Source organism: Vibrio sp. L85 (genome assembly GCF_963871815.1).
Classification (GTDB): domain Bacteria; phylum Pseudomonadota; class Gammaproteobacteria; order Enterobacterales; family Vibrionaceae; genus Vibrio; species Vibrio harveyi.
In genome coordinates this window covers 137,871-160,807 of record NZ_CAWMYL010000253.1, presented here as the reverse complement: position 1 = coordinate 160,807, position 22,937 = coordinate 137,871, and the positions used below count along the sequence as shown (strand labels likewise).

Genomic DNA, 22,937 nt, shown 5'->3' with positions numbered 1-22,937 from the left:
ATCCTTAGTCCTTACTTTGTTTGAACATTTCAGCAATACCCGCGACTGAGCCCATTAGACCTGTCGCTTCGATAGGCATCATGATGATCTTACCATTTTCCGCTTGACCGATACTCTTCAGTGCATCGGTATAACCTTGGGCAATAAAGTAGTTAACCGCCTGAACATCACCCTTAGCGATTGCTTCAGATACCATGTAAGTCGCTTTTGCTTCTGCTTGAGCTGCACGCTCACGCGCTTCCGCATGTAAGATCGCCGATTGCTTTTCACCTTCCGCTTTCAGAATTTCCGATTGTTTTTGACCTTCTGCTCGTAAGATTTCTGCTTGACGTATCCCTTCAGCTTCTAGGATTTCAGCACGCTTATTACGTTCTGCTTTCATCTGAGCGTTCATTGCTGCTGTTAGATCTGCTGGTGGTTGAACGTCTTTGATCTCGATACGAGTTACTTTTACGCCCCAAGGGTTGGTTGCTTGGTCAACGATAGAGAGCAATTTGGTGTTGATCATGTCACGCTGGCTAAGCATCTCATCCAATTCCATTGAGCCGAGCACGGTACGAATGTTCGTTAGTGTTAGGTTACGGATAGCGTGTTCTAGATCGTTGACTTCATACGCCGCTTTGGCTGCGTCGATGACTTGGACAAAGCCGACTGCATCGATAACAACATTCGCATTGTCTTTTGAGATGACTTCTTGTGCCGGGATGTCCAGTACACGTTCCATCATGTTGACTTTTTGACCTACGCGATCAACGAAAGGAATGATTAGGTTTAGACCTGGCTTTAAGGTGTGGGTATAACGTCCGAAGCGTTCGACGGTCCAGTTGTTCCCTTGTGGTACGGTTTTGATCCCAGAAGCGAGGACAATAATGGCTAGTACAACTGAGATCCCGATGGTGATCAATGAGTCGATTGGCATGTTCTATTCCCTTAAGTGCATAATGTTTGTTTCATTTTTACTCATTTAGGCTTATGACACAATCGTAGAAATGAGAGCCTCGATAAATTATAGACAGAATAAAGGCCGGATTAATCCGGCCTTTTTATATTTTTAATTCAGCAGGTTAGTACTTTAATTAGTAGAGAATAGAGTACAACTGACGACGGAATTTACTTGCTAATGCATTGCCTTGACCCAATGCACTTAAGATATCCATAAAAGTTTTCTTCACTTCACCGTCTTGTGCGCCGAGGTTGGTTTTTAAAATATTCCAAAGTAGCTCCAACGCTTCTTCATCGCGACCAACTTGGTTGTATTGAACTGCAAGCTCACATGCCAATTCGAAGTTATCTGGGTTTGCGGCTAGCTCTTGTTCAAGGCGTTGAAGCTCTGGGCTATCTGCTGCTTGGAGGTGCAGATCTAACTTGGCAATCAATCCCTTATAGTAGTTATCTTGATATTCCAGTGGGATTGCGCTCAATAGCGTTTGTGCCAATTCAAATTGTTTGGTTTCTAGCAAACAATCTGCCATCGCTAGTTTTACATCACCGCGGTTTTGCAGATCTTCTGAAAGGGTTTGCAAAATAGCTAGAGCTTGAGCATGTTCGCCTTGTTGTAGCAACTCGCTTGCTTGCTTTAACTGCATTTCGTCTTGGGTTGGGAGATGTTTTTGCAGCATGGCTGAAATGGCATCAATCGGCTGAGGACCACCCATACCATCTACCGCTTGACCGTTCATAAACAACGCGATAGTTGGTAAGACTTGTACGCCAAACTGTGATGCTAAAGCTGGTTGCTGCTCACAGTTCAATAGAGCAAGGGTGAATGCACCGTTGTATTGCTGAGTTAGCATTTGTAGCTCAGGGATCACTTGCGCACTTTCTGGTTGAGCACTCGCCCAGAAGTGGATCAACACTGGCGTGTTCATTGACCCTTCAAGAGTCTCGCGGAAATTTTGTTCTGTTAACTCAACGATAAATGGGGATTGCATCAGAGTGTCCTTGCTTTTTGTTTCTTGTCGTTGATTGTAGATATGGAGTTGATATTTGGGAAATTCAAGCAATAGAAAGGAAAAACGCTGCCGAAGCAGCGTAATCCTGATAGCAAGCGAAAGTGCTATAAAACTTTGGCTATTCCAGCACGAATTAGGGAGTCTTGTTAGACATTATCTTTGTGTGCTGGGTGAGGTATCAAAATAGGATGAACACAGTCAACACTACACCCACACTAAGCCAGTTGAGCTGATTTAATGTCATTATTGTCTCGCGTAAATACAAAACAGAAAGGGTGGCGATACCAAATCTAAAGTGAGTATCAACATCGTGTTCAGGCTCGATAGATGAAGATACTAACTTAGAAATTGATTCGAACATTGAGGCTTTCTTAACCTACATGCTCATAATGACATCACATTGTTACGGTAAAATTACATTGTGATAAAAAGTTTTTATGCTGCTTGTCGCAGAATCTTATCAAGAATACGCGTTGGTAATAGGCGCTTTAACACGGCAAATACTTTAGTTGGCGTTGTAATGCGGTAGCGGATTTTTGGTTTATCGCTTGTGAGCGCATGAAGCACTGGCTCGATGCAAGATTCTGCAGGAAGCACAAATCTATTGTTCGACTTGTCGTTATCTAGACGCTGCTTCTGACCTTCGTAAGCGGCTTTGTGTGGGCTGTTCTCGACATCAATCCATTGCTCGAAGGCTTTTAATGCATTATGTCTAAATTGGGTTTCAATAGGTCCCGGCTCTATCAGTGCGGTTTTGATGTTGGTGTCCATCAATTCCAAACGTAGTGTGTCGGTCCAGCCTTCGAGTGCGAACTTAGAGGCATTGTAGGCGCCACGATATTTCATGGCTGCAAACCCAAGCACAGAGCTATTTTGGATGATTCTTCCTTCACCCTGTTTGCGCATATGTGGCAGTACTTCTCTGACTAACTGATGCCAGCCAAAAAAGTTGGTTTGAAACTGAGCTTGGAGCGCCTCTGTCGGCAAGTCTTCTAGCGCACCAGGCTGACCATATGCCCCGTTATTGAATACGGCATATAACTTTCCGTCGGCTAGTGTTAATGCTTGCTTGACTCCCGAAGAGATGCTTTCAGAATCGTTAAGATCCAATTGAATACAGGTTAGTCCTTCGCTTGTTAAGCGTTCGACATCTTGTTCGTGCCGGCAGGAGGCAATCACGTGGAAGCCCTCTTTTTTCAAAGCATGGGCACAAACGTAGCCGATGCCAGTGGAGCATCCGGTGATAAGAATGGATTTTTTCATATTAGAGGCTCACGAAAGTATAGTGAGCCTTATGATTCAATAACTTCGATCTTGAAGCAAGTTCTTGAGTGCAGGTTCGACGCGAGAGTAGCTGAATTGAAAACCCAATTCGGTCAGCTTTTTCGGTTTGGCGCGAATGCTATCAAACAGTAAGCAAGAGGATTCTCCCATCGCCATATTCATCACCCATTTAGGGGTGAAGAGAATATGTGGACGTTTTAGCGTTTTCGCCAGTGTGCCACTAAAGATTCGATTGCTAACAGGGTGGGGAGCACATAAGTTGAATTCACCATGAGCGTGTGGCGTTTCAAGCAAGTACATAATGGCACGAACCATATCCAAAATATGGATCCATGGCATGTATTGTTTACCGCTACCCAATGGTCCCCCTAAACCTAGTTTGTAAGGCAAAATCATTTTGGCAAGTGCGCCACCATTTGGACCAAGGACAACGCCAGTACGCAACAAGCATACTCGGGTTTGTTCGGATTCTGCGCGTTTTGCTATCTGCTCCCAACGAGCACAAACGGAGTGAGCGAACGCCTCGCTATTGACGTGTAAGCACTCATCAAAAGGATGGTCTTGCTGGTCGCCGTAATAACCAACGGCAGATCCACTGATGAACACCGATGGTGGTTCTGTACTTGCGTGGATCAGTGCGACAATACGCTCGGTAACCTTCCAACGGCTGTTACAAATGATCTCTTTCTGCTCCTTGCTCCAGCGCTTGTCTGCGATCGGTTCGCCTGCGAGGTTAATCACGGCATCAACATCATTAAGATCTTCAAGTGAATCAAGGGAGTCGAGATATTCAATATTACCGACATCGGCATGATTAAGTCGTTGTTTTGCTTGCTCTGGGTTACGCGTAAGCAAAATGACTTGGTGAGTGGTCAGTAACTTAAGTAGCTCTGAGCCAATAAAGCCTGTGCCGCCGGTCAGTAGTATCTTCATGTCATCCCTTTGATGGTAAAACTATTCAAACATTATAGTCGTTATACGCCTAGCGTGATCATATCAATGACTTGCAGTGTCGATTTTATTATTAGTTCCTAAGGAGTTAGAAGCATTTTGTTGGGAAGCGATGCGAAGTTCACAATTTGAAAGAATGTAACAAAATGTTATCTAGCCTTTAGCAAAGCTCACACTTAGCTTAGGGAAACTGTGTCATGCTGAACTTAAAGGAGAATAACAGGCAGTAGATAGGAGGGAGTATGGAGGCATTTGTTGCTCTATTTAGAGCGTTGCTCAGTAGTGCTCGTGACTTGCTACCTATTGTTATTGTCATCACTTTTTTTCAGTTGGTCGTACTTCAGGAACCGCTGCCTAATCTCGTCTCTATTCTATTTGGTCTTCTTCTGGTTATTCTCGGTTTAACCTTCTTTATCTTTGGGTTAGAGCTTGGTTTGTTTCCCATTGGGGAAAATATGGCACAAGCGTTCGCTAATAAAGGCAGCGTTTTCTGGTTACTGATCTTTGCGTTCTGCTTGGGTTTTGGTACCACCATTGCAGAACCAGCCTTGACCGCTGTTGCAGAGGAAGCATCAGAAGTTGCGGCTGAAGGGGGCATGATTGCCAATACAGAACAATCTATGGAAGAGTACGCAGATGGATTACGCTTAACGGTTGCCTTGTCGGTAGGTGTAGCGATTGTGCTCGGCGTGTTGCGAATTCTCAAGGGCTGGCCGATTCAGTACATGATCATAGGCGGTTATATTGGCGTTGTGATACTAACGGGATTTGCGCCTGAATCAATCATTGGGGTGGCTTATGATTCTGGAGGAGTGACGACATCCACAATTACGGTTCCTTTGGTCACAGCGCTTGGCGTTGGGCTCGCTTCCGCGATCAAAGGGCGAAACCCTATGATTGATGGGTTTGGTTTGATCGCCTTTGCCTCATTGCTACCAATGATGTTTGTGATGGTATACGGGATGGTGGTGGCATGATTTCGTTTGAGCACTTCTTCGATACCTTTGTTTCTACTATCAGTGACGTGATCCCGATTGCGACCATTATTTTTGGCTTCCAGCTTGCAGTATTACGACGTCCCATCTCTAACCTGCCTAAAGTCCTGCTTGGATTTGCCTACGTAATTCTCGGTTTGTCGCTGTTTTTGCTTGGGTTAGAAATGGCGCTGTTTCCGTTGGGGGAAACCATGGCAACGCAGCTCACTGCCCCTGCATTTCTACGCGAGTTTAAAGTATCCATCGGTCAAGCTTTAAGTTGGGTAGACTACTACTGGGTGTATATCTTTGCTTTCTTTATCGGTTTCAGCACGACAATCGCAGAGCCTTCTCTTATTGCAGTAGCGATAAAGGCAAATCAGGTTTCTGGTGGCAGTATTAGTGTGAATGGATTGCGCGTTGCCGTTGCTTTGGGGGTGGCAGTTGGTATTGCTCTAGGCAGCTATCGGATTGTCGTTGGTGATCCTATTCACTACTACATTATCGCCGGTTACATCGTAGTGGTGATTCAAACCTTCTATGCGCCAAAGTTAATTGTACCTTTGGCTTACGATTCAGGCGGTGTTACTACCTCGACGGTGACCGTACCTTTAGTGACCGCGCTTGGGTTGGGGTTAGCTTCAACCGTACCAGGACGAAACCCAATGATAGATGGCTTTGGCTTGATAGCGTTTGCCAGCCTGTTTCCAATGATTTCTGTGATGGGCTATGCCCAGATTACCCAGTGGTTGAATAAAGGAACCGCGGAGGAAAAAGAAAATGCGCTTTAAATTGATTTTGGCCTTTGTTGAAGACAGCAAAACCGACAAGGTGCTCGATGCAGCAAGAGATGCAGGAGCAACGGGGGCTACGGTGATCAACAATGCCCGAGGACAAGGTTTAAACCAGAAACGAACTTTCTTTGGATTAACCTTGGAGGTGCAAAAAGATGTGCTGTTATTTGTTGTAGAGGAGCATTTGTCGAGACACATTTTAGAAACCATCAGTGACGTTGGAGAGTTCGATCAGGAATCCGGTCAAGGGATTGCCGTGCAGATTGATGTCGAGGATGCTGTCGGTGTCGCACACCAAGTCGAGAAGCTAACTAAAGTGGTAGAGGATGAGTTATGAGTAGTCATGAGCTGATTAGAGTCAGAGACGTAATGGCGGCAACATACATCATTGTCGATGGGTTGATTACGGTTCACGAAGGGATCACGCTAGCGAGGAAGAGTGAAGTGAAAGCGCTGGTGGTGAAAAAGCGTGATGACGATGATGAATATGGCATCGTCTTAATGAACGACATAGCGAAAAAAGTGTTGGCAAAAAACCGTTCACCACAACGCACCAACATCTATGAAATCATGACCAAACCTGCGTTAACCGTCGACCCCAATATGAATGTGAAATATTGTGCGCGTTTGTTTGAGCGTTTTGGTATCAGCCGCGCGCCAGTCATTGAAAATGGAGAGGTCATTGGCATGGTGAGTTATAACAATATTGTTATCAATGGTATGGCTCGGGAAGAAGTATAGCGACGGTTTTGAGTGTGGCTCGCGCGCTGCTGGTAAAGATAATTTCTCAGGTCAGCGACATTTTGCCTAGCTAAGAAGATTAGCGTATTAGTGCCATTGCATATCCTCGATCTGAGGCTTATCCTTTGAGAATTAAAGAAATAATTGAGGATGTCATGTCATGCCGCTAGTTGCTTGTCCTGTGTGCGAGAAACAAATTTCAAAACGAGCTCATACTTGTCCTGGCTGCGGAGAGCCAGATCCACTTAACCATCTTGCTAAGTCAAAGTTCTTGTCCCTCATTTTCTGGATGATTGTCTTAGTGGGCGTTGGTTATGTCGCGTGGTTCTACCTGGTTCCGATGCTGGTGGAAATGTTGCGTGGTCATTAGAGGTTTCACTGTGGTTGAGCTTCTATAGGAATGCCGTAGAATACCCTCATACATTTTGAGGAGACGATGTCGTGAAACTATTTTTTGCCTCAGACTTGCACGGTTCTTTGCCAGCCACAGAAGAAACCATCAAGCTTTATTTAGCCTCTGGTGCAGAGCACCTAATCTTATTGGGCGATACGCTTAATCACGGACCAAGAAATCCAATACCAGAAGGCTATAACCCACCACAAGTGGCAGAATTGCTGAATCAATACAGTGAGCGCATTATCTCTGTGCGCGGTAACTGCGACAGTGAAGTGGATCAGATGCTGTTAAATTTCCCAATGATGACGGAGTATGCTTGGCTTCTGTTAGAGTCTGGTAAGCGTATGTTCTTGACTCATGGTCACCTATACAACACCACAAAGCGACCGCCGTTGCGTGAGGGCGACATCATTGCCCATGGTCATACTCATGTTCCTGTGGCGGAGATGCAAGATGGTGTCATCATTTTCAATCCGGGCTCAATGACGTTCCCGAGAAATGGCTTACCACGCAGTTATGGTGTACTCGAAGGTAATACGCTAACAGTTCAAACTCCAGAAGGCGAAGTACTAGCACAAACTACGATTTAATAGCCTTGCGAGTAAAGAAAAGATAAAGGGAGCGAATGGCTCCCTATTTTGTGTCTGAATGTCCTAGATCGCGTTCTGGGTCGATGATGTCTCTAACACGTTGTTTGAGGACTTTCGCCTCAGGAAAGCCACCATCTTTCTTACGCTCCCAAATCTGGGTTCCATTACAAAAGATTTCGAACCGACCGCCCGTATCTGGGTGCAAGCTCATCGTTTTTATTTCTTCACTAAAGGTATGTAATAGCTCTTGTGAGAGCCAGGTTGAACGTAGCATCCAATTGCACTGGCGACAGTAATAAATGTCAATGATGGCTTTATCCATTTCCGAATTCCTTAATTTCAAATTTTTTAAAACGTCAGAGGAGCAATTTGATTCCAACGGCGAAGGTGAGCACTTCAAAGGCAACTTTGATAACGCGATTGCTGTATCGAGTTGCTGCCCATGCGCCTAAGCTGCCACCTAGAAATGAGCTGAATAATAAAACAGGTAACCAAGCCCAATGAATAGGAGCACCAGCTTGCACAACGGCAATACCTCCAATGCCATTCCAAAACAGACCGACACAAATCATGGTGTAAGCTACCGCTTGCTTGTAATCGTAACCAAACCAGCGGACAAGAAAGAGTGTCACAAGCAACCCAGAACCTGCTGTGAGTGAGCCGTTTACAATCCCAATCAGCAGTAAACCCAGTCCACCAATAAGCCAACCGGCACTGTCACGATGCGTTTTAGTTTCCGTTTGACCGAGCTCTTTCTTAAATCGAGAGTAAATACCAAGAGCTAAGATCATCGTGCCAAGCATTTTTTCAGCAATGCCATCTGGGATTTGTACAATGAGATTAGCGCCAATCACCACGCCAATACTGCCGGTGAGTATGAGATAGAGGGCGACTTTTGGTTTAATCGTACCGGCTTTAAGGTGTGTGCTTGCTGCGCCTAAACCGAGTGCGACTGAAGCGACTTTATGCGTACCTAGTGCGACAGAAAAGGGAAGACCAAGAAAGATAAGAAGTGGAAACTGCAGTAATCCCGCACCACCGCCAGAGAGTGAAGCAAGCGTATTTGCGATAAGGGAACCGAAGAAGAGGGTGAGGGTGTCTAGCCAATCCATATGCAAAATAAAGGGGGCATCTTGCCCCCTTCTTATCGAATCAAAATCAGTTTCTAAACAGTACCGTAGAACCGTGATTCAGGCTAGTCAGTAGTAGAGTTTTTTCGTTAACGACGTCAATACGACGACTCTGTTCAGCATCTAGCTTAAAGATTTGAGTGATAAGACGAAGTTGAGACTCCGAAAAATCTTTAGATTGTGATGCGGAGATGTCTTTGAACTCAGAAGGAGAGACCAGCAAATAGTTATCACTGACTTCCCAACGACCTTTTTCAGAGATATTGATCGTAGACTCGACGTTTGAGCCCTGTGCAAATAGCTTGATGTTTGCCACGCGAATATAGTCACCATTAGGTAAGTACTTCACATTCGACTCAACGTTGACTTTGCGTAGCGGACCTACGGTATCATCTGGCAAGTTATCAGTAATAAGTGTCACCATGGTTGATTGCCACTCATTTGACGTAAGGACTTGCTCAACTTTAAGGTCACTACCCCAGTACAACCAACCACTAAAAAGGATGGATACGGCTAAAACCGCAGATGCTATTCTTATCTTCATTTCAGCCTCCCTTAATTGCAGATGTCAGTTGGGTCGTTACGACCAGCAAAAATACGCAGTGTTACATTCTCATATGAGTGATCACTGTCGTGAATGTAGTTCAGAATCAATTGATTGTTTTGACCACCTGTTGCAATGACTTCGACTGGTGAAGACTCAGCAGCATGGTGTTCAACATAGCGTTGAATGCATTGCTCAATGGACGGCAGCCAATTGTTTAATTGAGGGTGGTTGATCGGTGTCATCACTGGCACGTTGTGATATTCACCAATTTGACGAAATTGTGATTCTGCAGGGTTGGTTAGCATTAACACGCCAACAGGAAGTAGCAGGGCAACTAACACGATGATTCTGAATAACCAGTTTGTGTTCTTTTGTGCAGGTGCAGATTTTAATGGTTGAGCTGTCGGTGCTTGTTCGACGGCTGTTTCTGCTTTTGTCTCAGCAGTGGGCTCTGCGAATTGCTCTAGATCAACGACTGGAGCTTCATTTTCTTCCTCTTGAGCATCAACATCGGTGAGTGCTGCTTCAGAAGATAGTGGGCTTAAACGTTCAACTGAACAAATCAGTTGGTAACCGCGCTTTGGCACCGTTTTTACAAATTCAGGCGACTTCGTAGAGTCTTTCAACATTTTACGTAGAGTGGAAATCGCTTGAGTAAGGCTTGAGTCATCCACCTCAAAACCCTGCTCCCGCCATACGAACTCGTGAAGCTCGTTACGCGTTAACACTTCATTGGGTCTCTCTGCCAACATGAGTAGAATACGGCTTTCGTTGCTTCCTAATCGTACAACTTCGTTGCCATTTTGTTGGTCAGCGAGCGAATTACTATTTGGGTCAAAGACAAATCTTTGAGCAAGCAGAAATTTGGTGCCGATGTTAGTCATTTAGTTCTTCTTAGATGGATGATTCTGTAATTATAAGTGATTTGCGTCACATAATAAGGCGTGCGCAAAAAGACATGTGCTACGTTTTAGATGCTTTTAGGGACGTAGGATAATTAAAATTTTCTAAAAAAACACCGTTTTTAGCAATATTGACCTTGAATTTACATTTGTCAGCCACATGTTAAATGACATCTTAGTAATGCTGCTTTTTTAAGGTGGCGGTTAGGACTTTGTCATTAAAAGTCTTTTTAGTTTAGATGTTATGGAGCAAACATGAGCGAAACCGTATCACAAAACAAAGAAACTCGTGGCTTTCAATCAGAAGTAAAACAACTACTTCATCTGATGATTCACTCTCTTTACTCAAACAAAGAGATTTTCCTACGCGAGCTGATTTCAAACGCGTCTGACGCATCAGATAAGCTTCGTTTCCAAGCGCTATCTAACCCAGATTTATATGAGGGTAACGCGGATCTGGGTGTTAAGCTGGCGTTTGACGAAAGTGCTAATACACTAACAATCTCTGATAACGGCATCGGTATGAGCCGTGATGATGTGATTGAACATTTAGGTACCATTGCAAAATCAGGTACAGCAGAGTTTTTCTCTAAATTATCCGATGAGCAGAGCAAAGACTCTCAGCTTATTGGTCAGTTTGGTGTGGGTTTCTATTCTGCATTCATTGTTGCTGATGCTGTGACGGTACGCACTCGTGCCGCAGGTATTTCTGCAGATGAAGCGGTTCAATGGCATTCTGCGGGCGAAGGCGAATACACTATTGAGACGATCACGAAAGAATCTCGTGGTACTGATATCGTGCTTCACATGCGTGAAGAAGGGAAAGAGTTCTTAAATGAATGGCGTCTACGTGACGTGATCAGCAAATACTCCGACCATATCGGCATTCCAGTTTCTATCCAAACTGCTGTTCGCGATGAGGAAGGCAACGAAACAAGTGAGAAGAAGTGGGAGCAAATCAACAAAGCTCAAGCACTTTGGACTCGCAACAAATCAGACGTCTCTGAAGCAGAATACCAAGAGTTCTACAAACACGTTTCTCACGACTTTGCAGATCCTCTAACTTGGAGTCATAACCGCGTTGAAGGCAAGAACGATTACACAAGCTTGCTTTACATTCCAGCGAAGGCACCTTGGGACATGATGAACCGCGATCACAAGTCGGGTCTGAAATTATACGTACAACGTGTATTCATCATGGATGACGCAGAGCAGTTTATGCCGTCTTACTTGCGTTTCGTCCGCGGCTTAATTGATTCGAACGATCTGCCACTGAACGTTTCTCGTGAAATTCTTCAAGACAACAAAGTGACTCAGTCATTGCGTAACGCTTGTACTAAGCGTGTACTGACAATGCTGGAGCGCATGGCGAAGAATGACGAAGAGAAATACCAATCATTCTGGAAAGAGTTTGGTCAGGTGATGAAGGAAGGTCCTGCTGAAGACATGGCAAACAAAGAGAAAGTTGCCGGTCTATTGCGCTTCGCATCTACTGAAGTGGACTCAGCTGAGCAATCTATTGGTTTGGCTGCTTATGTTGAACGCATGAAGGAAGGTCAAGATAAGATTTACTTCTTAACAGCAGACAGCTACGCAGCGGCGAAGAACAGTCCGCACCTAGAGCAATTTAAGGCGAAAGGCATTGAAGTTATTTTGATGTTCGATCGAATTGATGAGTGGTTGATGAACTACCTGACAGAGTTTGACGGCAAGCAGTTCCAATCGATCACCAAAGCGGGTCTGGATCTGAGCAAGTTCGAAGACGAAGCAGAAAAAGAAAAGCAGAAAGAAACAGAAGAAGAGTTTAAGTCTGTTGTTGAGCGCACTCAGTCTTACCTAGGTGACCGCGTAAAAGAAGTTCGTACAACCTTCAAGCTTGCAACAACACCTGCTGTTGTGGTGACGGACGATTTCGAAATGGGGACGCAAATGGCGAAGCTTCTTGAAGCAGCAGGTCAAGCGGTACCAGAAGTGAAATACATCTTCGAAATCAACCCTGAACATGAGCTCGTGAAGCGAATGGCGGATGAAGCAGACGAAGAAGCGTTTGGTCGCTGGGTAGAAGTGTTACTGGGTCAGGCAATGTTAGCCGAGCGTGGCTCGATGGAAGATCCTTCTCAATTCTTAGGTGCCATCAATAAGCTTTTGACTAAGGTTTAATAACTAAATACCACTAAAAAGCTCGCGAAATGCGAGCTTTTTGTTTGTAAACGCATAGATTCACACTTTAAGTGTTGAGTTAGTAATCAATAAGACAGGAAAGCTGGCATCGCTAACATTCTTTAGTCTTAATCTGCTCATTGCACAGTGAACCTGTGTTAGAATCTCAACACTTGAATGTGAGTAATAAGGCGTGTATTTTGGCTCGCCTAAACGTTATACCGAAACTTATCGTTGCCAGTGCTTTGAGGGTGATTCCTAGAAGTCCAGCTATTGTGAGCTTCGGTATAAATCTTAAATATTAAAGAGGATAAATCATGCGCATCATTCTTCTAGGTGCTCCAGGTGCAGGTAAAGGCACACAAGCAAACTTCATCATGGATAAATACGGTATTCCACAAATCTCTACTGGTGATATGCTTCGTGCTGCTATCAAAGCAGGTACAGAGCTTGGTAAACAAGCTAAAGCTGTTATCGACGCTGGTCAGCTAGTTTCTGATGAAATCATCCTTGGTCTAATCAAAGAGCGTATTGCTCAAGACGATTGCGAAAAAGGTTTCCTACTAGATGGTTTCCCTCGCACTATCCCTCAAGCTGATGGCCTAAAAGAAATGGGCGTTGACGTAGATTACGTGATTGAATTTGACGTAGCTGATGATGTGATTGTTGAGCGTATGGCTGGTCGTCGTGCTCACCTTCCTTCTGGTCGTACTTACCACGTTGTTTACAACCCACCAAAAGTGGAAGGTAAAGATGACGTAACTGGTGAAGATCTTGTTGTTCGTGATGACGACAAAGAAGAAACAGTACGCGCACGTCTAGGCGTTTACCACGAGCAAACTGCACCACTGATCAACTACTACGGCAAAGAAGCAGAAGCTGGCAACACTAAGTACCTTAAATTCGACGGCACTAAGCAAGTTGCAGAAGTAAGCGCAGATATTGAGAAAGCGCTAGCATAATTTGCTAACGGCAAAATTTAATATTTTGATATATTTAAAAGCGACCTTTGGGTCGCTTTTTTTATTCTGCCTGTTAGTACGATGAACTTTTCTCTTAGATATGCCGTACAAATCAAGCCGTTTACCATGAATAGGATGTTATGAAAAACAACAATAAGAAGCAGGGCGTGTTATTGGTCAACCTTGGGACGCCTGATGAGCCAACTCCGCCAGCCGTTAAACGCTTTCTAAGTCAGTTCCTTCATGATCACCGTGTTGTTGATATGACACGGTGGCTCTGGTGCCCGATTTTGCATGGCATCATTCTTCCAGTTCGTTCTCCAAAAGTTGCCAAGCTGTATGAGTCGGTGTGGATGGAAGATGGATCACCTCTCATGGTGTATTCAAAACGCCAGGCAAAGAAGCTGAGCACAGCTTTAGACATGCCAGTAGAGCTAGGGATGACATATGGCAATCCTAGCTTGCAAACCGGTTTTGAGGCGCTATTAGCCCAAGGCGTTGAACAAGTGATCGTTTTGCCGCTTTACCCTCAATACTCAGGAACAACGACAGCTGCAGTTTCTGACGGGATGACAAAGGCATTTAAGAATATGCCTGTGATGCCAGAGTTTAGTTTTATTCGCGATTACCACAATCACCCTAAATACATTGAAGCTTTAGCTCAGTCGGTACGCGAGCATTGGGAAGCAAATGGTAAGGGTGATTACTTGCTATGTTCTTACCATGGTATTCCGAAGCGATACGCGGACAATGGTGATATTTATCCTCAACATTGTGCCGAGACAACTCGCTTGCTTGGTGAGGCCCTTGGTTTGAATGAGGATCAAATTGGTATGACCTACCAGTCGCGATTTGGTCGCGAAGAATGGTTACAACCATACACGGACAAGACATTAGAAGTCCTACCTAGCCAAGGTAAAAAAAAGCTGAATATCGTAACGCCAGCTTTTTCTGCTGACTGCTTAGAGACACTGGAAGAGATCTCAGAAGAGTGCCGTGAAATATACTTAGAAGCTGGTGGTGAGAGCTTTAGCTACATTCCGTGTTTAAATGACAACGAGTTACACATCGAGATGATGGTGGATTTGGTTCGCTCAAAGTTGTAAAGCGTCTGTGTCCTACATTCTTTCACTTAGAGCTTTGAATACAAAAAGGGTCGCAATTGCGACCCTTTGTTTTTATTTGCACTTTATATATTAAGCAACTTGAGTTTGCTGCTCTTCAATTTGTTCTGCTGTGCTATGTGTGTTTTCAGCACCGTGCATCCAACGAACAAGCGTGTTAGAGAACAACAGAAGAATGACACCAGAAACCATAGCTGTTACTGCAATACCGCTGAAGATAGCCAGTGCACCTAGCTCACCAACGTGAGAGCCCACATAACCAGCAACGTAGTTTGCAATTGCATTACAGCCAAACCATGCACCCATCATTAGTGAAGCAAGACGCAGCGGAGCCAGTTTAGTAACAAGAGACAGACCAATCGGAGATAGACACAATTCGCCCAGAGTATGGAAGAAGAATGCACCAACAAGCCACAACATGGATGTCTTAACTGTAGTGTCACCGCCTTGCTCAATAACCGCACCAACCATACATAGGAAACCAAGCGCTAGGAAGAACATCGCTAAAGCAAATTTCACTGGTGAGTTTGGCTCACGTTTACCTAGTTTCACCCATAGTACGGCTAGTACAGGTGCTAGCGTGATGATGAAGAATGGGTTTAGTGATTGGAACCACGCAGCAGGCACTTCAAAGCCACCGATCATTCGATCTGTGTATTGCTGAGTGTAGATGTTCATTAGACCGCCAGCTTGTTCAAAGCCTGCCCAGAATACGATAGTGAATAGGCTCATCACTAGGATTACTTTGATGCGATCCGTTTCTTCTTTTGTTAACGGTTCTTTTTGAGAAGATTTTTTAATCGCTAGATCACGTTTTGCAGCTGGAACACGACCAATATCACCAAGCCATGCTTGAGCAAACGTCATCTGCATGACTAGACTGATAAGCATACCGATACCAGCAGCCACGAAACCCGCTTTCCAACCGAATTCAGTTGTTACAGAGCCAGAAACAACACCAGCGATTAATGCACCAAGGTTAATACCCATGTAGAAGATAGTGAAAGCACCATCACGACGGTTGTCACCTTCTTGATATAAGTCACCAACCATTGTAGAGATGTTTGGCTTAAATAGACCGTTACCACAGATAAGTAGAGCAAGACCTAAATAGAATGTGTGTAGAGCACCAAGACCTAGAGCGTCAGCAGGCATTGCTAGTGTAAATTGACCGATTGCCATCAACGCGCCACCAATCAAGATAGAACGGCGTTGACCTAAGTAGTTATCCGCAAGGTAACCACCGATGAGAGGAGTAATGTAGACAAGTCCAGTATAGATGCCGTATAGGTCTAGGGCATCTTTAGTCGACCAGCCAAGGCCACCGTTCATTGTTGTGTCAGTTAAATACAGTACTAGAATGGCGCGCATTGCGTAGTAAGAAAAGCGTTCCCAAAGTTCAGTACCGAACAATAAGAACAAGCCACGTGGGTGACCAAAGTATTGATGTTGGTTTGACATAAGCTCTTCTAATAGTAGTTATTACATTTTTTAAAGAAATCTACGTATACATGTCATTTTGATGACTTACAAACAATAAAATTTTATGTGACGATTTATTTGCCTTATTAAATGATGGCTCCGCGTTGATTTTGTGGGGTTTTAATCGGCGAATCGTTCGTGTTACAAACTTACTTTCCATTTTTGCCTATAGACTTATTTTCTTAATGCTTCGAAAAAGTGTAAGTTATGCATGTTATGTTTAAGAGGCTTACTGATAGGTTTCTTGAATACCCATGACTCGTTCTAGGCTTAATGCTAGGATGAAATAAAAATATAATTGGCTAGTAATAAAATGAAACGTTGGTATTTATTGTATTGTAAACGAGGAGAGCAAGTTAGGGCGAAGCAACACCTTGAAAACCAAGGAGTAGAGTGTTTTTACCCAACTGTGGAGGTCGAAAAGATCTTACGTGGCAAGCGACAAAAGGTCGAAGAACCATTATTCCCTTGCTATGTTTTTTCTCGATTTGATTATGAACAAGGACCGAATTTTACATCGGTACGTTCCACTCGAGGTGTCGTTGACTTCGTACGCTTCGGAGCACAACCAAAAGAGATTCAAGGCGATCTTGTTTATGAACTAAAACAGATTGAAAAGTGTGCTGAGGAGCCGACAAGCCCAGAATGTATGCCGAAACCAGGCGATCATGTTCGTGTTATGAACGGACAGTTTGCTGGTATTGATGCGATTTATCACGAACAAGATGGTGAAAAGCGTTCGATTATGTTGGTTCAAATGCTCTCTAAGCGAGTGCCTGTCAGCATTGACAATAATGATTTGGAATTTATGTAAACCAACTCATTGAAAGATCAAAAAGAGGTGCGTAATGCACCTCTTTTTGATCGTGTTAACTTACCAGTGTTCAAGGGCTGGTGACTCAGCCCTATTTAACACGTGATACGATTAGTATGCATCGTTGTGTACGGTTTGAACGGCACGACCTGATGGGTCAACACAGTTTTGGAATGACTCATCCCATTCAATCGCTTTCGCTGAAGAACACGCGACTGATGGGCCACCAGGAACACATTCCGCAGCTGATGGTAGAGGGAACAACTCTTCAAAGATCTCGCGGTATACATAACCTTCTTTAGTTGTAGGTGTGTTGTAAGGGAAGCGGAATTGAGCCGTCTCCATTTGCTGATCTGTTACTTTTTGCTCTGCGACTTCTTTTAGCGTATCAATCCAGCTGTAACCAACACCATCAGAGAACTGTTCCTTCTGACGCCATGCAATCGACTCCGGTAGGTAGTGTTCGAAGCACTCACGTAAAATGTGCTTCTCCATCTTACCGTTGCCACACATCTTATCGGCAGGGTTCAAACGCATTGCTACGTCAATGAACTCCTTATCTAGGAATGGTACGCGACCTTCAACACCCCATGCCGCTAGCGATTTGTTTGCACGTGCACAGTCAAACATGTTCAGAGCTAGAAGCTTACGTACGGTCTCTTCGTGGAACTCTTGCGCGTTTGGCGCTTTATGGAAGTATAAGTAGCCACCGAAGATTTCATCAGCGCCTTCACCAGAAAGTACCATTTTGATTCCCATTGCTTTGATCTTACGACCCATTAGGAACATAGGTGTTGAAGCGCGGATAGTCGTTACGTCATATGTTTCAATGTGGTAAATCACATCACGAATCGCGTCCAAGCCTTCTTGGATGGTGTACGTCATTTCATGGTGAACCGTACCAATTTGTTCTGCAACTTCGCGAGCGGCTTTCAGATCTGGTGCTCCTTCTAGACCTACAGCGAAAGAGTGCAGCTGTGGCCACCAAGCTTCAGACTTTTCGTCGTCTTCAATACGCATTGCTGCAAATCGTTTTGCTACAGCAGATGTAATCGATGAATCCAGACCACCAGAAAGAAGTACACCATATGGCACGTCAGTCATTAGTTGGCGTTTTACCGCAGCTTCTAAAGCTTCTGTAAGTTCTTCTTTGCTTGTGCTGTTGCCTTGAACTGCTGCGTACTCATTCCAGTCACGAATGTAGTAACGTTGAGGTTCTGCATCTGCACTGCCGTAGTGACAACCCGGAGGGAACTCGCTCACGGTCTTACATACTGGTACCAGTGCTTTCATTTCTGATGCAACGTAGTAGTTACCATGTTCATCATAACCTTGGTAAAGAGGAATGATACCAATGTGGTCACGACCTACTAAGTACTCGTCTTTTTCTTCATCGTAAAGTACGAATGCAAAAATACCGTTTAGTTCTTCAAGAAGGTCTGCACCCATGTCTTGGTATAGCGCTAGGATAACTTCACAGTCTGAGTCAGTTTGGAATTCGTATTTACCTTCGTAGCGAGCACGAATTTCTTTGTGGTTGTAGATTTCACCGTTTACAGCAAGGATGAGTTTTTTATCAGGGCTGTATAGTGGTTGAGCACCACTATTTAGACCAACGATCGCCAAACGTTCATGCGCAAGAATCGCGCGCTCTGATGAGTAAATACCAGACCAGTCTGGACCGCGGTGACGAAGCTTTTTCGACATCTCAAGTGCGATAGGGCGCAATGCTGCTGCATCGCTCTTAATGTCTAAAATGCCAAATACTGAACACATACAACATCCTTTTTAAACTAAATAATTTTTAATCGGTATGGGTTAAATTTGCCATTCTTAGTAAAAAAAGCAACGTTTGATGATGAAAAAAATGATAAAAAGGCTTGATGGTTAGATTTTGTTTAAAAATAACCTTAATCTGGTGAATGAGATCAAGGTTTGGTTTAAAAAGTGCACAAAAAAGCCCTCTTATTAGAAGAGGGCTCAATAAGGAGAGTTACGTTTGATGCTTATTTCATCGGTGTAAATTGAGGTTGAAGTTGTTCGCAAACATGGCGTGCGAAACCACTACCAGCTTCGCTATAGATGTTGAATGCGGCGTCGACCCCTGTCTCTAGTAAGCCTTCAAGTTGATCTGGGTATTCGGCAATTGCTGCGATTTGCCCTTTATAGTTTCGGCTTTGAAGCTGTTCAAGCGCGGTTTGGTTACCTTGGTGGTGTGGCATCGCCAATAGGACCAACTTTACGTTTGCTGTATCTAAAATGCGTTCCCAAAAGTCAGGGTCTGTTGCATCGCCTGAAATAACGTTACGACCTTCAGAGCGGTGTTTATGCGCAGCTTCTTCTCTTACTTCAACACCAAGAGAAACTTTGCCATAGCGAGATCGTAATTCGTCGTAAGCACCGGTGCCAATTCGACCCATACCTAGGATCAATACTTGGGCATGCCCTGGATTGATTAATTGATCTCGTTGGTTCAATTTCTCTGCCGCCGTTTCTTGTAACCATTTGCCCGAGTGTTGGTAGATTTGGTGACCAAGACGATTTAACGGTGCTGAGATGATAAATGAAATCGAAACAGCCACAGCGATAGCCGCTAGCATGTCACTAGGCATCCAGCCCATCTTGTAAGCCAGTCCACCGACAATCAACCCAAATTCACTGTAGTTGAAAAGAGAAAGAGACGTCAGTAATGAAGTCCGAACACGGAACTTAAAGTGGTTGATAGTAAGGAAATACAGCAGACCTTTGATTGGCAGCAACAAAATGAATAGCAGCGCAAGACCCACACCAGTGAAGCTCAATGATGCTGACAAACCAATATTGAGGAAGAAGCACACGAGGAAGAGCTCTTTCATATTAAAGAGCGATTTTGATAACTCTGATGCTTTACGATGCCCGGCTAGTAACATGCCTAAAATCAGCGCGCCTAAATCTGGCTTCATACCGACGAGTTCAAACAAACCAGCCCCGACGACGAGCGCAAAGAAGATACCAAATAGAACCAGCATCTCGCCGTGACCTACTTTATCTAGGAGTTTGTAGAACAATGGGCGGATAAGAGGGAGAGCAAACAAACCTATCGCATACCACTCCGGAATTTTACCTGTTGAAGCGGTAAGGAAGACCACAGCAAAAATATCCTGCATGACCAGAATACCAATTGCTAGGGTGCCGTAAGTCGCATTCATCTCACCTTTTTCTTGCAGGGTTTTTACCGCGAAGACAGTACTAGAAAAAGACAGAGCGAAAGCCAACAACAGAATCTGGCTGTGTTCCATAGTGGCCAGTGATGACAAACCGAGCAGTTTTAGACCAACGAGAACCAGCGCAAAGAAAAGGGTAGAAAGAATATTGTGCGCGGTTGCGCCACCCCAAATCTCTTTGGAAAGTAGCGTTTTTACGTCCAACTTTAGACCAATAGTGAAAAGCAGCAAGGTCACACCAAGATCAGCAAGCGTGACAATGACGTCATTACTTTGGTAGCCAAACGCGTGAAGACCGAAGCCTGCGAGTAGGAAACCAACCAAGGGCGGAAGGTTACATTTTAGAGCGATGAAGCCGGCGAGAAACGCCGTTGTAATTAGAATAATTTCCATACTATTGAGCTATATTCCTGATATACAAAAACGGGCTGTGAAACCACAGCCCGAGATTGTAACTCAATTGGTTGTATAAACTTAGTCTTCTAGTAACTTTTGTAACAAAACTCCGTTCAACATGGCGCGCTTTATCATTGCGAATGCGCCCATTGTTGGTTGCTTATCAATATGAGAAGCAACAATCGGAAGTTCGTTATGGAAAGTCTTCAAAGATTGGTTTTCAACATTGCGCTGGATTGCTGGGAAAACAATTTCTTCAGCCGCCGTAATGTCACCGGCAATGACGATTTTTTGTGGGTTAAACAAGTTAATCGTAATTGCGATAGCTTTACCAAGTTGGTTGCCTACGCGCACTAAGCTTTGCTTAGCAAGTTCATCGCCGTTCATCGCATGAGTACAAACGTCATCGATTGTGATGTGCTCTAGTTGAGTAAGGCTTGATTCATAGCCCTGTGCAATAAGCTTTTTAACGCGTTGTACGATTGCTGGGTTTGCTGCAACCGTTTCTAGACAGCCAAAGTTGCCACATTGGCATTGCTCGCCAAGTGGGTCGATTTGGATGTGACCAATTTCACCGACGTTACGGTTGAAGCCAAGGAATACTTGACCATTGACAATGATGCCGGCACCAGTACCACGGTGAACACTGACAAGAATTGAGTCTTGGCAATCTTGGCTTGCACCAAAGTAATGTTCAGCCAATGCCATACCACGAACATCGTTACCGACAAAACAAGCGGTATTGAACTTTTCACGGATGATTTCACCCAGTGCAAGGTTATCGATGTCTGTATTCGGCATGTATTCCACTACGCCTGTGGTTGGGTTCACCAAACCAGGCAGTGTAATACCGATAGCAATCAGTTGGTCAATTTTATCTTGGCAGCGACTCACGAAGTCCTTTAGCAAGTCAATCAAACCTGCGATAAGGTCTGCTTGATTGGTATAGTGAAGTTCGTGCTGGTCTTCTGCAAGTGCCGTTCCGCCTAGGTCGTACAAACAGAATTGCACATAGTCACGACCTAATCGTACAGCGATAGAGTGAAAAGGTTTTACTTCAGTGGTCAACGAGATGGCTCGACGACCACCGGTAGAAGCTTGTTGCGCGACTTCTTTGATCAAGCCGCGCTCTAATAGTTGGCGGGTTATTTTGGTAACACTCGCTGGGGCGAGCTGACTAACATCCGCGACTTGAATACGGGAGATTGGACCTTGTTGGTCAATCAGCCTGTATACCGCAGCACTGTTAAGCTGTTTTACTAAATCTACATTACCAATCTGTCCGCCATTCATGCTTAATTTTGCTCGTATTGTCCGTTAACAACCGTCGCTTTTACATTGAAGTCACGATCGAAAATGGTCAGGTTAGCTACCATTCCTTTTCGAACTCGGCCAAGACGCTCCTCAACACCGATTGCGGTTGCTGGGTAAAGCGTAGCCATTCGTAGAGCTTCTTCTAAAGCGATGCCTGCGTGCTCAACTGAATTCTGAACTGCTTCAATCATAGTCAGAGCTGAGCCGCCTAGTGTGCCATTTTCATCAACACACTTACCATCTCGGTAATATACTTTCTTACCGACAAAAATAAAGTGATCAATGTTAGCACCTGCTGGAGCTGTGGCATCCGTCACCAAAACAAGCTTTTCGCCTTTGATTTTATGAGCGATTCGGATGTTTGCGTAATCAACGTGGAAACCATCAGCGATGATACCAGCGTAGACTTCAGGGGTGTCATAAATCGCACCAACTACACCTGGTTCACGGCCAACCATCGGTGTCATCGCGTTGAATAGGTGAGTTGCGAATGTGATGCCTGCATCGAAACCTTGGCGAGCTTCTGCATAAGTTGCATTCGTGTGGCCGATAGAAACAACAATGCCAGCTGCTTTCAAGCGTGCAATGTGCTCAGGATCATTTTGTTCTGGTGCAAGCGTTACTTTCGCGATGATGTCTGCGTTAGCACAGATTAGATCGATCATACCGTCATCAGAAGGGCGGATGAAGTCAACGCTATGAATACCTTTTTTCGCTACGTTAAGGTACGGACCTTCAAGATGCAGACCTAGCGATTGGTTTTGGTATTTGTTGTGGTACTCGCGAGCAGCAGTGATAGCAGCACGCATATCTTCGTCTGAAGATGTGATTAGGGTAGGTAGGAAGCTTGTACAACCCGACTTTAGGTTAGCTTCATGCATGATCTGCATTGTTTCTGGTGTGATTTCGTCGTTAAGCATCACACCACCACAGCCATTTAGCTGTAGGTCGATAAAACCAGGGCTTAGATTAGCACCGTCCAGGTCTTTTACTTCAATACCTTCTGGTAGTTGAGTCACTGGTACAACTGATTGAATCTGGTCATTGTCGATGATGACAGCATGATCGGTAAGAACATCACTACCGGTATAGATTTTACAGTTACTTAGCGCGTACATAGTCAGCTAGTCCTTATAGATGAGAATTCATTTTCTGTCCCGTTATCTAACTGGTGACTCTATGAGTCAGGCTGGTACTTAGTTTGTATCACTGAATTAGAT

The 22,937-nt window shown here is 44.4% G+C and carries 24 protein-coding genes; 10 read left to right on the top strand and 14 right to left on the bottom strand.

The genetic code is table 11. From position 1 onward, the window contains the following. Nucleotides 1-4: 4 nt before the first annotated feature. The 5 genes from AACR11_RS29045 to AACR11_RS29025 form a co-directional block, all read right to left on the bottom strand. Nucleotides 5-919 carry an SPFH domain-containing protein gene (locus AACR11_RS29045; protein ID WP_029788508.1) on the bottom strand — a complete coding sequence of 305 codons (915 nt, stop codon included), beginning with the start codon at nt 917-919 and terminating at the stop codon, nt 5-7. Nucleotides 920-1,076: 157 nt separating this feature from the next. Next, the gene (locus tag AACR11_RS29040) at nt 1,077-1,931 is read right to left on the bottom strand and encodes a thioredoxin family protein (protein WP_029788509.1); all 855 of its coding nucleotides are present in this window, start codon (nt 1,929-1,931) and stop codon (nt 1,077-1,079) included. A 199-nt stretch (nt 1,932-2,130) separates the two neighbouring features. Continuing rightward, nucleotides 2,131-2,313 carry a hypothetical protein gene (locus tag AACR11_RS29035; protein ID WP_009698600.1) on the bottom strand — a complete coding sequence of 61 codons (183 nt, stop codon included), beginning with the start codon at nt 2,311-2,313 and terminating at the stop codon, nt 2,131-2,133. A gap of 74 nt (nt 2,314-2,387) precedes the next feature. Next, on the bottom strand, nt 2,388-3,215 hold the full coding sequence (locus tag AACR11_RS29030) for an SDR family oxidoreductase (protein ID WP_029788510.1): 828 nt from the start codon (nt 3,213-3,215) through the stop codon (nt 2,388-2,390). 36 nt (nt 3,216-3,251) lie between these two features. Further along, nucleotides 3,252-4,169 (bottom strand): TIGR01777 family oxidoreductase, encoded by a 918-nt coding sequence (locus AACR11_RS29025; RefSeq protein ID WP_005451554.1) that lies wholly within the window; start codon nt 4,167-4,169, stop codon nt 3,252-3,254. 260 nt (nt 4,170-4,429) lie between these two features. Between AACR11_RS29025 and AACR11_RS29020 the strand changes: the two genes are divergently transcribed. The 6 genes from AACR11_RS29020 (at nt 4,430) to yfcE (ending at nt 7,683) form a co-directional block, all read left to right on the top strand. Next, nucleotides 4,430-5,164, top strand: coding sequence for a DUF1538 domain-containing protein (locus tag AACR11_RS29020; protein ID WP_005451555.1), 735 nt, complete (start codon nt 4,430-4,432; stop codon nt 5,162-5,164). Then, entirely contained in the window at nt 5,161-5,952 is a 792-nt protein-coding gene (locus tag AACR11_RS29015; RefSeq protein WP_005451556.1) for a DUF1538 domain-containing protein, read from the top strand. The genes AACR11_RS29020 and AACR11_RS29015 overlap by 4 nt, the downstream gene beginning before the upstream one ends. Further along, entirely contained in the window at nt 5,942-6,292 is a 351-nt protein-coding gene (locus tag AACR11_RS29010; protein ID WP_005451557.1) for a P-II family nitrogen regulator, read from the top strand. Before AACR11_RS29015 ends, AACR11_RS29010 begins: the two co-directional genes overlap by 11 nt. Beyond that, complete coding sequence (locus AACR11_RS29005) at nt 6,289-6,696, top strand: CBS domain-containing protein (protein ID WP_009698597.1); 408 nt, start codon at nt 6,289-6,291, stop codon at nt 6,694-6,696. Before AACR11_RS29010 ends, AACR11_RS29005 begins: the two co-directional genes overlap by 4 nt. Before the next feature lie 160 nt (nt 6,697-6,856). Beyond that, nucleotides 6,857-7,066 (top strand): hypothetical protein, encoded by a 210-nt coding sequence (locus tag AACR11_RS29000; RefSeq protein ID WP_009698596.1) that lies wholly within the window; start codon nt 6,857-6,859, stop codon nt 7,064-7,066. A 71-nt stretch (nt 7,067-7,137) separates the two neighbouring features. Beyond that, nucleotides 7,138-7,683 carry a phosphodiesterase gene (yfcE, locus tag AACR11_RS28995; RefSeq protein WP_005446373.1) on the top strand — a complete coding sequence of 182 codons (546 nt, stop codon included), beginning with the start codon at nt 7,138-7,140 and terminating at the stop codon, nt 7,681-7,683. A gap of 43 nt (nt 7,684-7,726) precedes the next feature. Here yfcE and AACR11_RS28990 read toward each other — a convergent pair whose 3' ends face one another. The 4 genes from AACR11_RS28990 to AACR11_RS28975 are packed head-to-tail and all read right to left on the bottom strand — an operon-like array spanning nt 7,727 to nt 10,244. Next, nucleotides 7,727-8,005 (bottom strand): SelT/SelW/SelH family protein, encoded by a 279-nt coding sequence (locus AACR11_RS28990; RefSeq protein WP_005446375.1) that lies wholly within the window; start codon nt 8,003-8,005, stop codon nt 7,727-7,729. A 34-nt stretch (nt 8,006-8,039) separates the two neighbouring features. After that, nucleotides 8,040-8,795, bottom strand: coding sequence for a sulfite exporter TauE/SafE family protein (locus tag AACR11_RS28985; protein ID WP_029788511.1), 756 nt, complete (start codon nt 8,793-8,795; stop codon nt 8,040-8,042). Between the two features lie 46 nt (nt 8,796-8,841). Then, the gene (gene toxS / locus AACR11_RS28980) at nt 8,842-9,357 is read right to left on the bottom strand and encodes a transmembrane regulator ToxS (RefSeq protein WP_005446378.1); all 516 of its coding nucleotides are present in this window, start codon (nt 9,355-9,357) and stop codon (nt 8,842-8,844) included. A gap of 11 nt (nt 9,358-9,368) precedes the next feature. Then, entirely contained in the window at nt 9,369-10,244 is an 876-nt protein-coding gene (locus tag AACR11_RS28975; RefSeq protein WP_005446380.1) for a transcriptional regulator, read from the bottom strand. 273 nt (nt 10,245-10,517) lie between these two features. Here AACR11_RS28975 and htpG point away from each other — a divergent pair, with 273 nt between their 5' ends. From htpG to hemH, 3 genes are all read left to right on the top strand, one after another. Continuing rightward, nucleotides 10,518-12,422, top strand: a complete 1,905-nt coding sequence (htpG, locus tag AACR11_RS28970; RefSeq protein ID WP_017188405.1) for a molecular chaperone HtpG — start codon at nt 10,518-10,520, stop codon at nt 12,420-12,422. Between the two features lie 317 nt (nt 12,423-12,739). Next, nucleotides 12,740-13,384 (top strand): adenylate kinase, encoded by a 645-nt coding sequence (gene adk / locus AACR11_RS28965; protein ID WP_005425498.1) that lies wholly within the window; start codon nt 12,740-12,742, stop codon nt 13,382-13,384. Nucleotides 13,385-13,524: 140 nt separating this feature from the next. Further along, entirely contained in the window at nt 13,525-14,490 is a 966-nt protein-coding gene (gene hemH / locus AACR11_RS28960; protein ID WP_029788512.1) for a ferrochelatase, read from the top strand. A 90-nt stretch (nt 14,491-14,580) separates the two neighbouring features. Here the strand turns inward: hemH and AACR11_RS28955 are convergent, their stop codons facing one another. Next, nucleotides 14,581-15,969: a peptide MFS transporter gene (locus AACR11_RS28955; protein WP_005446383.1), complete on the bottom strand. Its 1,389-nt coding sequence runs from the start codon at nt 15,967-15,969 to the stop codon at nt 14,581-14,583. Nucleotides 15,970-16,303: 334 nt separating this feature from the next. Here AACR11_RS28955 and rfaH point away from each other — a divergent pair, with 334 nt between their 5' ends. Beyond that, on the top strand, nt 16,304-16,804 hold the full coding sequence (rfaH, locus tag AACR11_RS28950) for a transcription/translation regulatory transformer protein RfaH (protein WP_005446384.1): 501 nt from the start codon (nt 16,304-16,306) through the stop codon (nt 16,802-16,804). A gap of 111 nt (nt 16,805-16,915) precedes the next feature. Here rfaH and asnB read toward each other — a convergent pair whose 3' ends face one another. The 4 genes from asnB to nagA all read right to left on the bottom strand — a co-directional run bounded on the left by asnB (nt 16,916) and on the right by nagA (nt 22,835). Continuing rightward, nucleotides 16,916-18,580 (bottom strand): asparagine synthase B, encoded by a 1,665-nt coding sequence (gene asnB, locus AACR11_RS28945; protein WP_009698590.1) that lies wholly within the window; start codon nt 18,578-18,580, stop codon nt 16,916-16,918. 230 nt (nt 18,581-18,810) lie between these two features. Continuing rightward, nucleotides 18,811-20,400: a cation:proton antiporter family protein gene (locus AACR11_RS28940; protein ID WP_005446391.1), complete on the bottom strand. Its 1,590-nt coding sequence runs from the start codon at nt 20,398-20,400 to the stop codon at nt 18,811-18,813. 81 nt (nt 20,401-20,481) lie between these two features. Further along, the gene (nagC, locus tag AACR11_RS28935) at nt 20,482-21,696 is read right to left on the bottom strand and encodes a DNA-binding transcriptional regulator NagC (protein ID WP_005446392.1); all 1,215 of its coding nucleotides are present in this window, start codon (nt 21,694-21,696) and stop codon (nt 20,482-20,484) included. Between the two features lie 2 nt (nt 21,697-21,698). Next, on the bottom strand, nt 21,699-22,835 hold the full coding sequence (gene nagA, locus AACR11_RS28930) for an N-acetylglucosamine-6-phosphate deacetylase (protein WP_005446394.1): 1,137 nt from the start codon (nt 22,833-22,835) through the stop codon (nt 21,699-21,701). Nucleotides 22,836-22,937 lie beyond the last annotated feature (102 nt).

Bases quoted from the DNA above. Each gene is read 5' to 3' on its own strand.
- AACR11_RS29045 (WP_029788508.1), bottom strand. From the start codon at position 919: ATGCCAATCGACTCATTGATCACCATCGGGATCTCAGTTGTACTAGCC.
- AACR11_RS29040 (WP_029788509.1), bottom strand. From the start codon at position 1,931: ATGCAATCCCCATTTATCGTTGAGTTAACAGAACAAAATTTCCGCGAG.
- AACR11_RS29035 (WP_009698600.1), bottom strand. From the start codon at position 2,313: ATGTTCGAATCAATTTCTAAGTTAGTATCTTCATCTATCGAGCCTGAA.
- AACR11_RS29030 (WP_029788510.1), bottom strand. From the start codon at position 3,215: ATGAAAAAATCCATTCTTATCACCGGATGCTCCACTGGCATCGGCTAC.
- AACR11_RS29025 (WP_005451554.1), bottom strand. From the start codon at position 4,169: ATGAAGATACTACTGACCGGCGGCACAGGCTTTATTGGCTCAGAGCTA.
- AACR11_RS29020 (WP_005451555.1), top strand. From the start codon at position 4,430: ATGGAGGCATTTGTTGCTCTATTTAGAGCGTTGCTCAGTAGTGCTCGT.
- AACR11_RS29015 (WP_005451556.1), top strand. From the start codon at position 5,161: ATGATTTCGTTTGAGCACTTCTTCGATACCTTTGTTTCTACTATCAGT.
- AACR11_RS29010 (WP_005451557.1), top strand. From the start codon at position 5,942: ATGCGCTTTAAATTGATTTTGGCCTTTGTTGAAGACAGCAAAACCGAC.
- AACR11_RS29005 (WP_009698597.1), top strand. From the start codon at position 6,289: ATGAGTAGTCATGAGCTGATTAGAGTCAGAGACGTAATGGCGGCAACA.
- AACR11_RS29000 (WP_009698596.1), top strand. From the start codon at position 6,857: ATGCCGCTAGTTGCTTGTCCTGTGTGCGAGAAACAAATTTCAAAACGA.
- AACR11_RS28990 (WP_005446375.1), bottom strand. From the start codon at position 8,005: ATGGATAAAGCCATCATTGACATTTATTACTGTCGCCAGTGCAATTGG.
- AACR11_RS28985 (WP_029788511.1), bottom strand. From the start codon at position 8,795: ATGGATTGGCTAGACACCCTCACCCTCTTCTTCGGTTCCCTTATCGCA.
- toxS (WP_005446378.1), bottom strand. From the start codon at position 9,357: ATGAAGATAAGAATAGCATCTGCGGTTTTAGCCGTATCCATCCTTTTT.
- AACR11_RS28975 (WP_005446380.1), bottom strand. From the start codon at position 10,244: ATGACTAACATCGGCACCAAATTTCTGCTTGCTCAAAGATTTGTCTTT.
- htpG (WP_017188405.1), top strand. From the start codon at position 10,518: ATGAGCGAAACCGTATCACAAAACAAAGAAACTCGTGGCTTTCAATCA.
- adk (WP_005425498.1), top strand. From the start codon at position 12,740: ATGCGCATCATTCTTCTAGGTGCTCCAGGTGCAGGTAAAGGCACACAA.
- hemH (WP_029788512.1), top strand. From the start codon at position 13,525: ATGAAAAACAACAATAAGAAGCAGGGCGTGTTATTGGTCAACCTTGGG.
- AACR11_RS28955 (WP_005446383.1), bottom strand. From the start codon at position 15,969: ATGTCAAACCAACATCAATACTTTGGTCACCCACGTGGCTTGTTCTTA.
- rfaH (WP_005446384.1), top strand. From the start codon at position 16,304: ATGAAACGTTGGTATTTATTGTATTGTAAACGAGGAGAGCAAGTTAGG.
- asnB (WP_009698590.1), bottom strand. From the start codon at position 18,580: ATGTGTTCAGTATTTGGCATTTTAGACATTAAGAGCGATGCAGCAGCA.
- AACR11_RS28940 (WP_005446391.1), bottom strand. From the start codon at position 20,400: ATGGAAATTATTCTAATTACAACGGCGTTTCTCGCCGGCTTCATCGCT.
- nagC (WP_005446392.1), bottom strand. From the start codon at position 21,696: ATGAATGGCGGACAGATTGGTAATGTAGATTTAGTAAAACAGCTTAAC.
- nagA (WP_005446394.1), bottom strand. From the start codon at position 22,835: ATGTACGCGCTAAGTAACTGTAAAATCTATACCGGTAGTGATGTTCTT.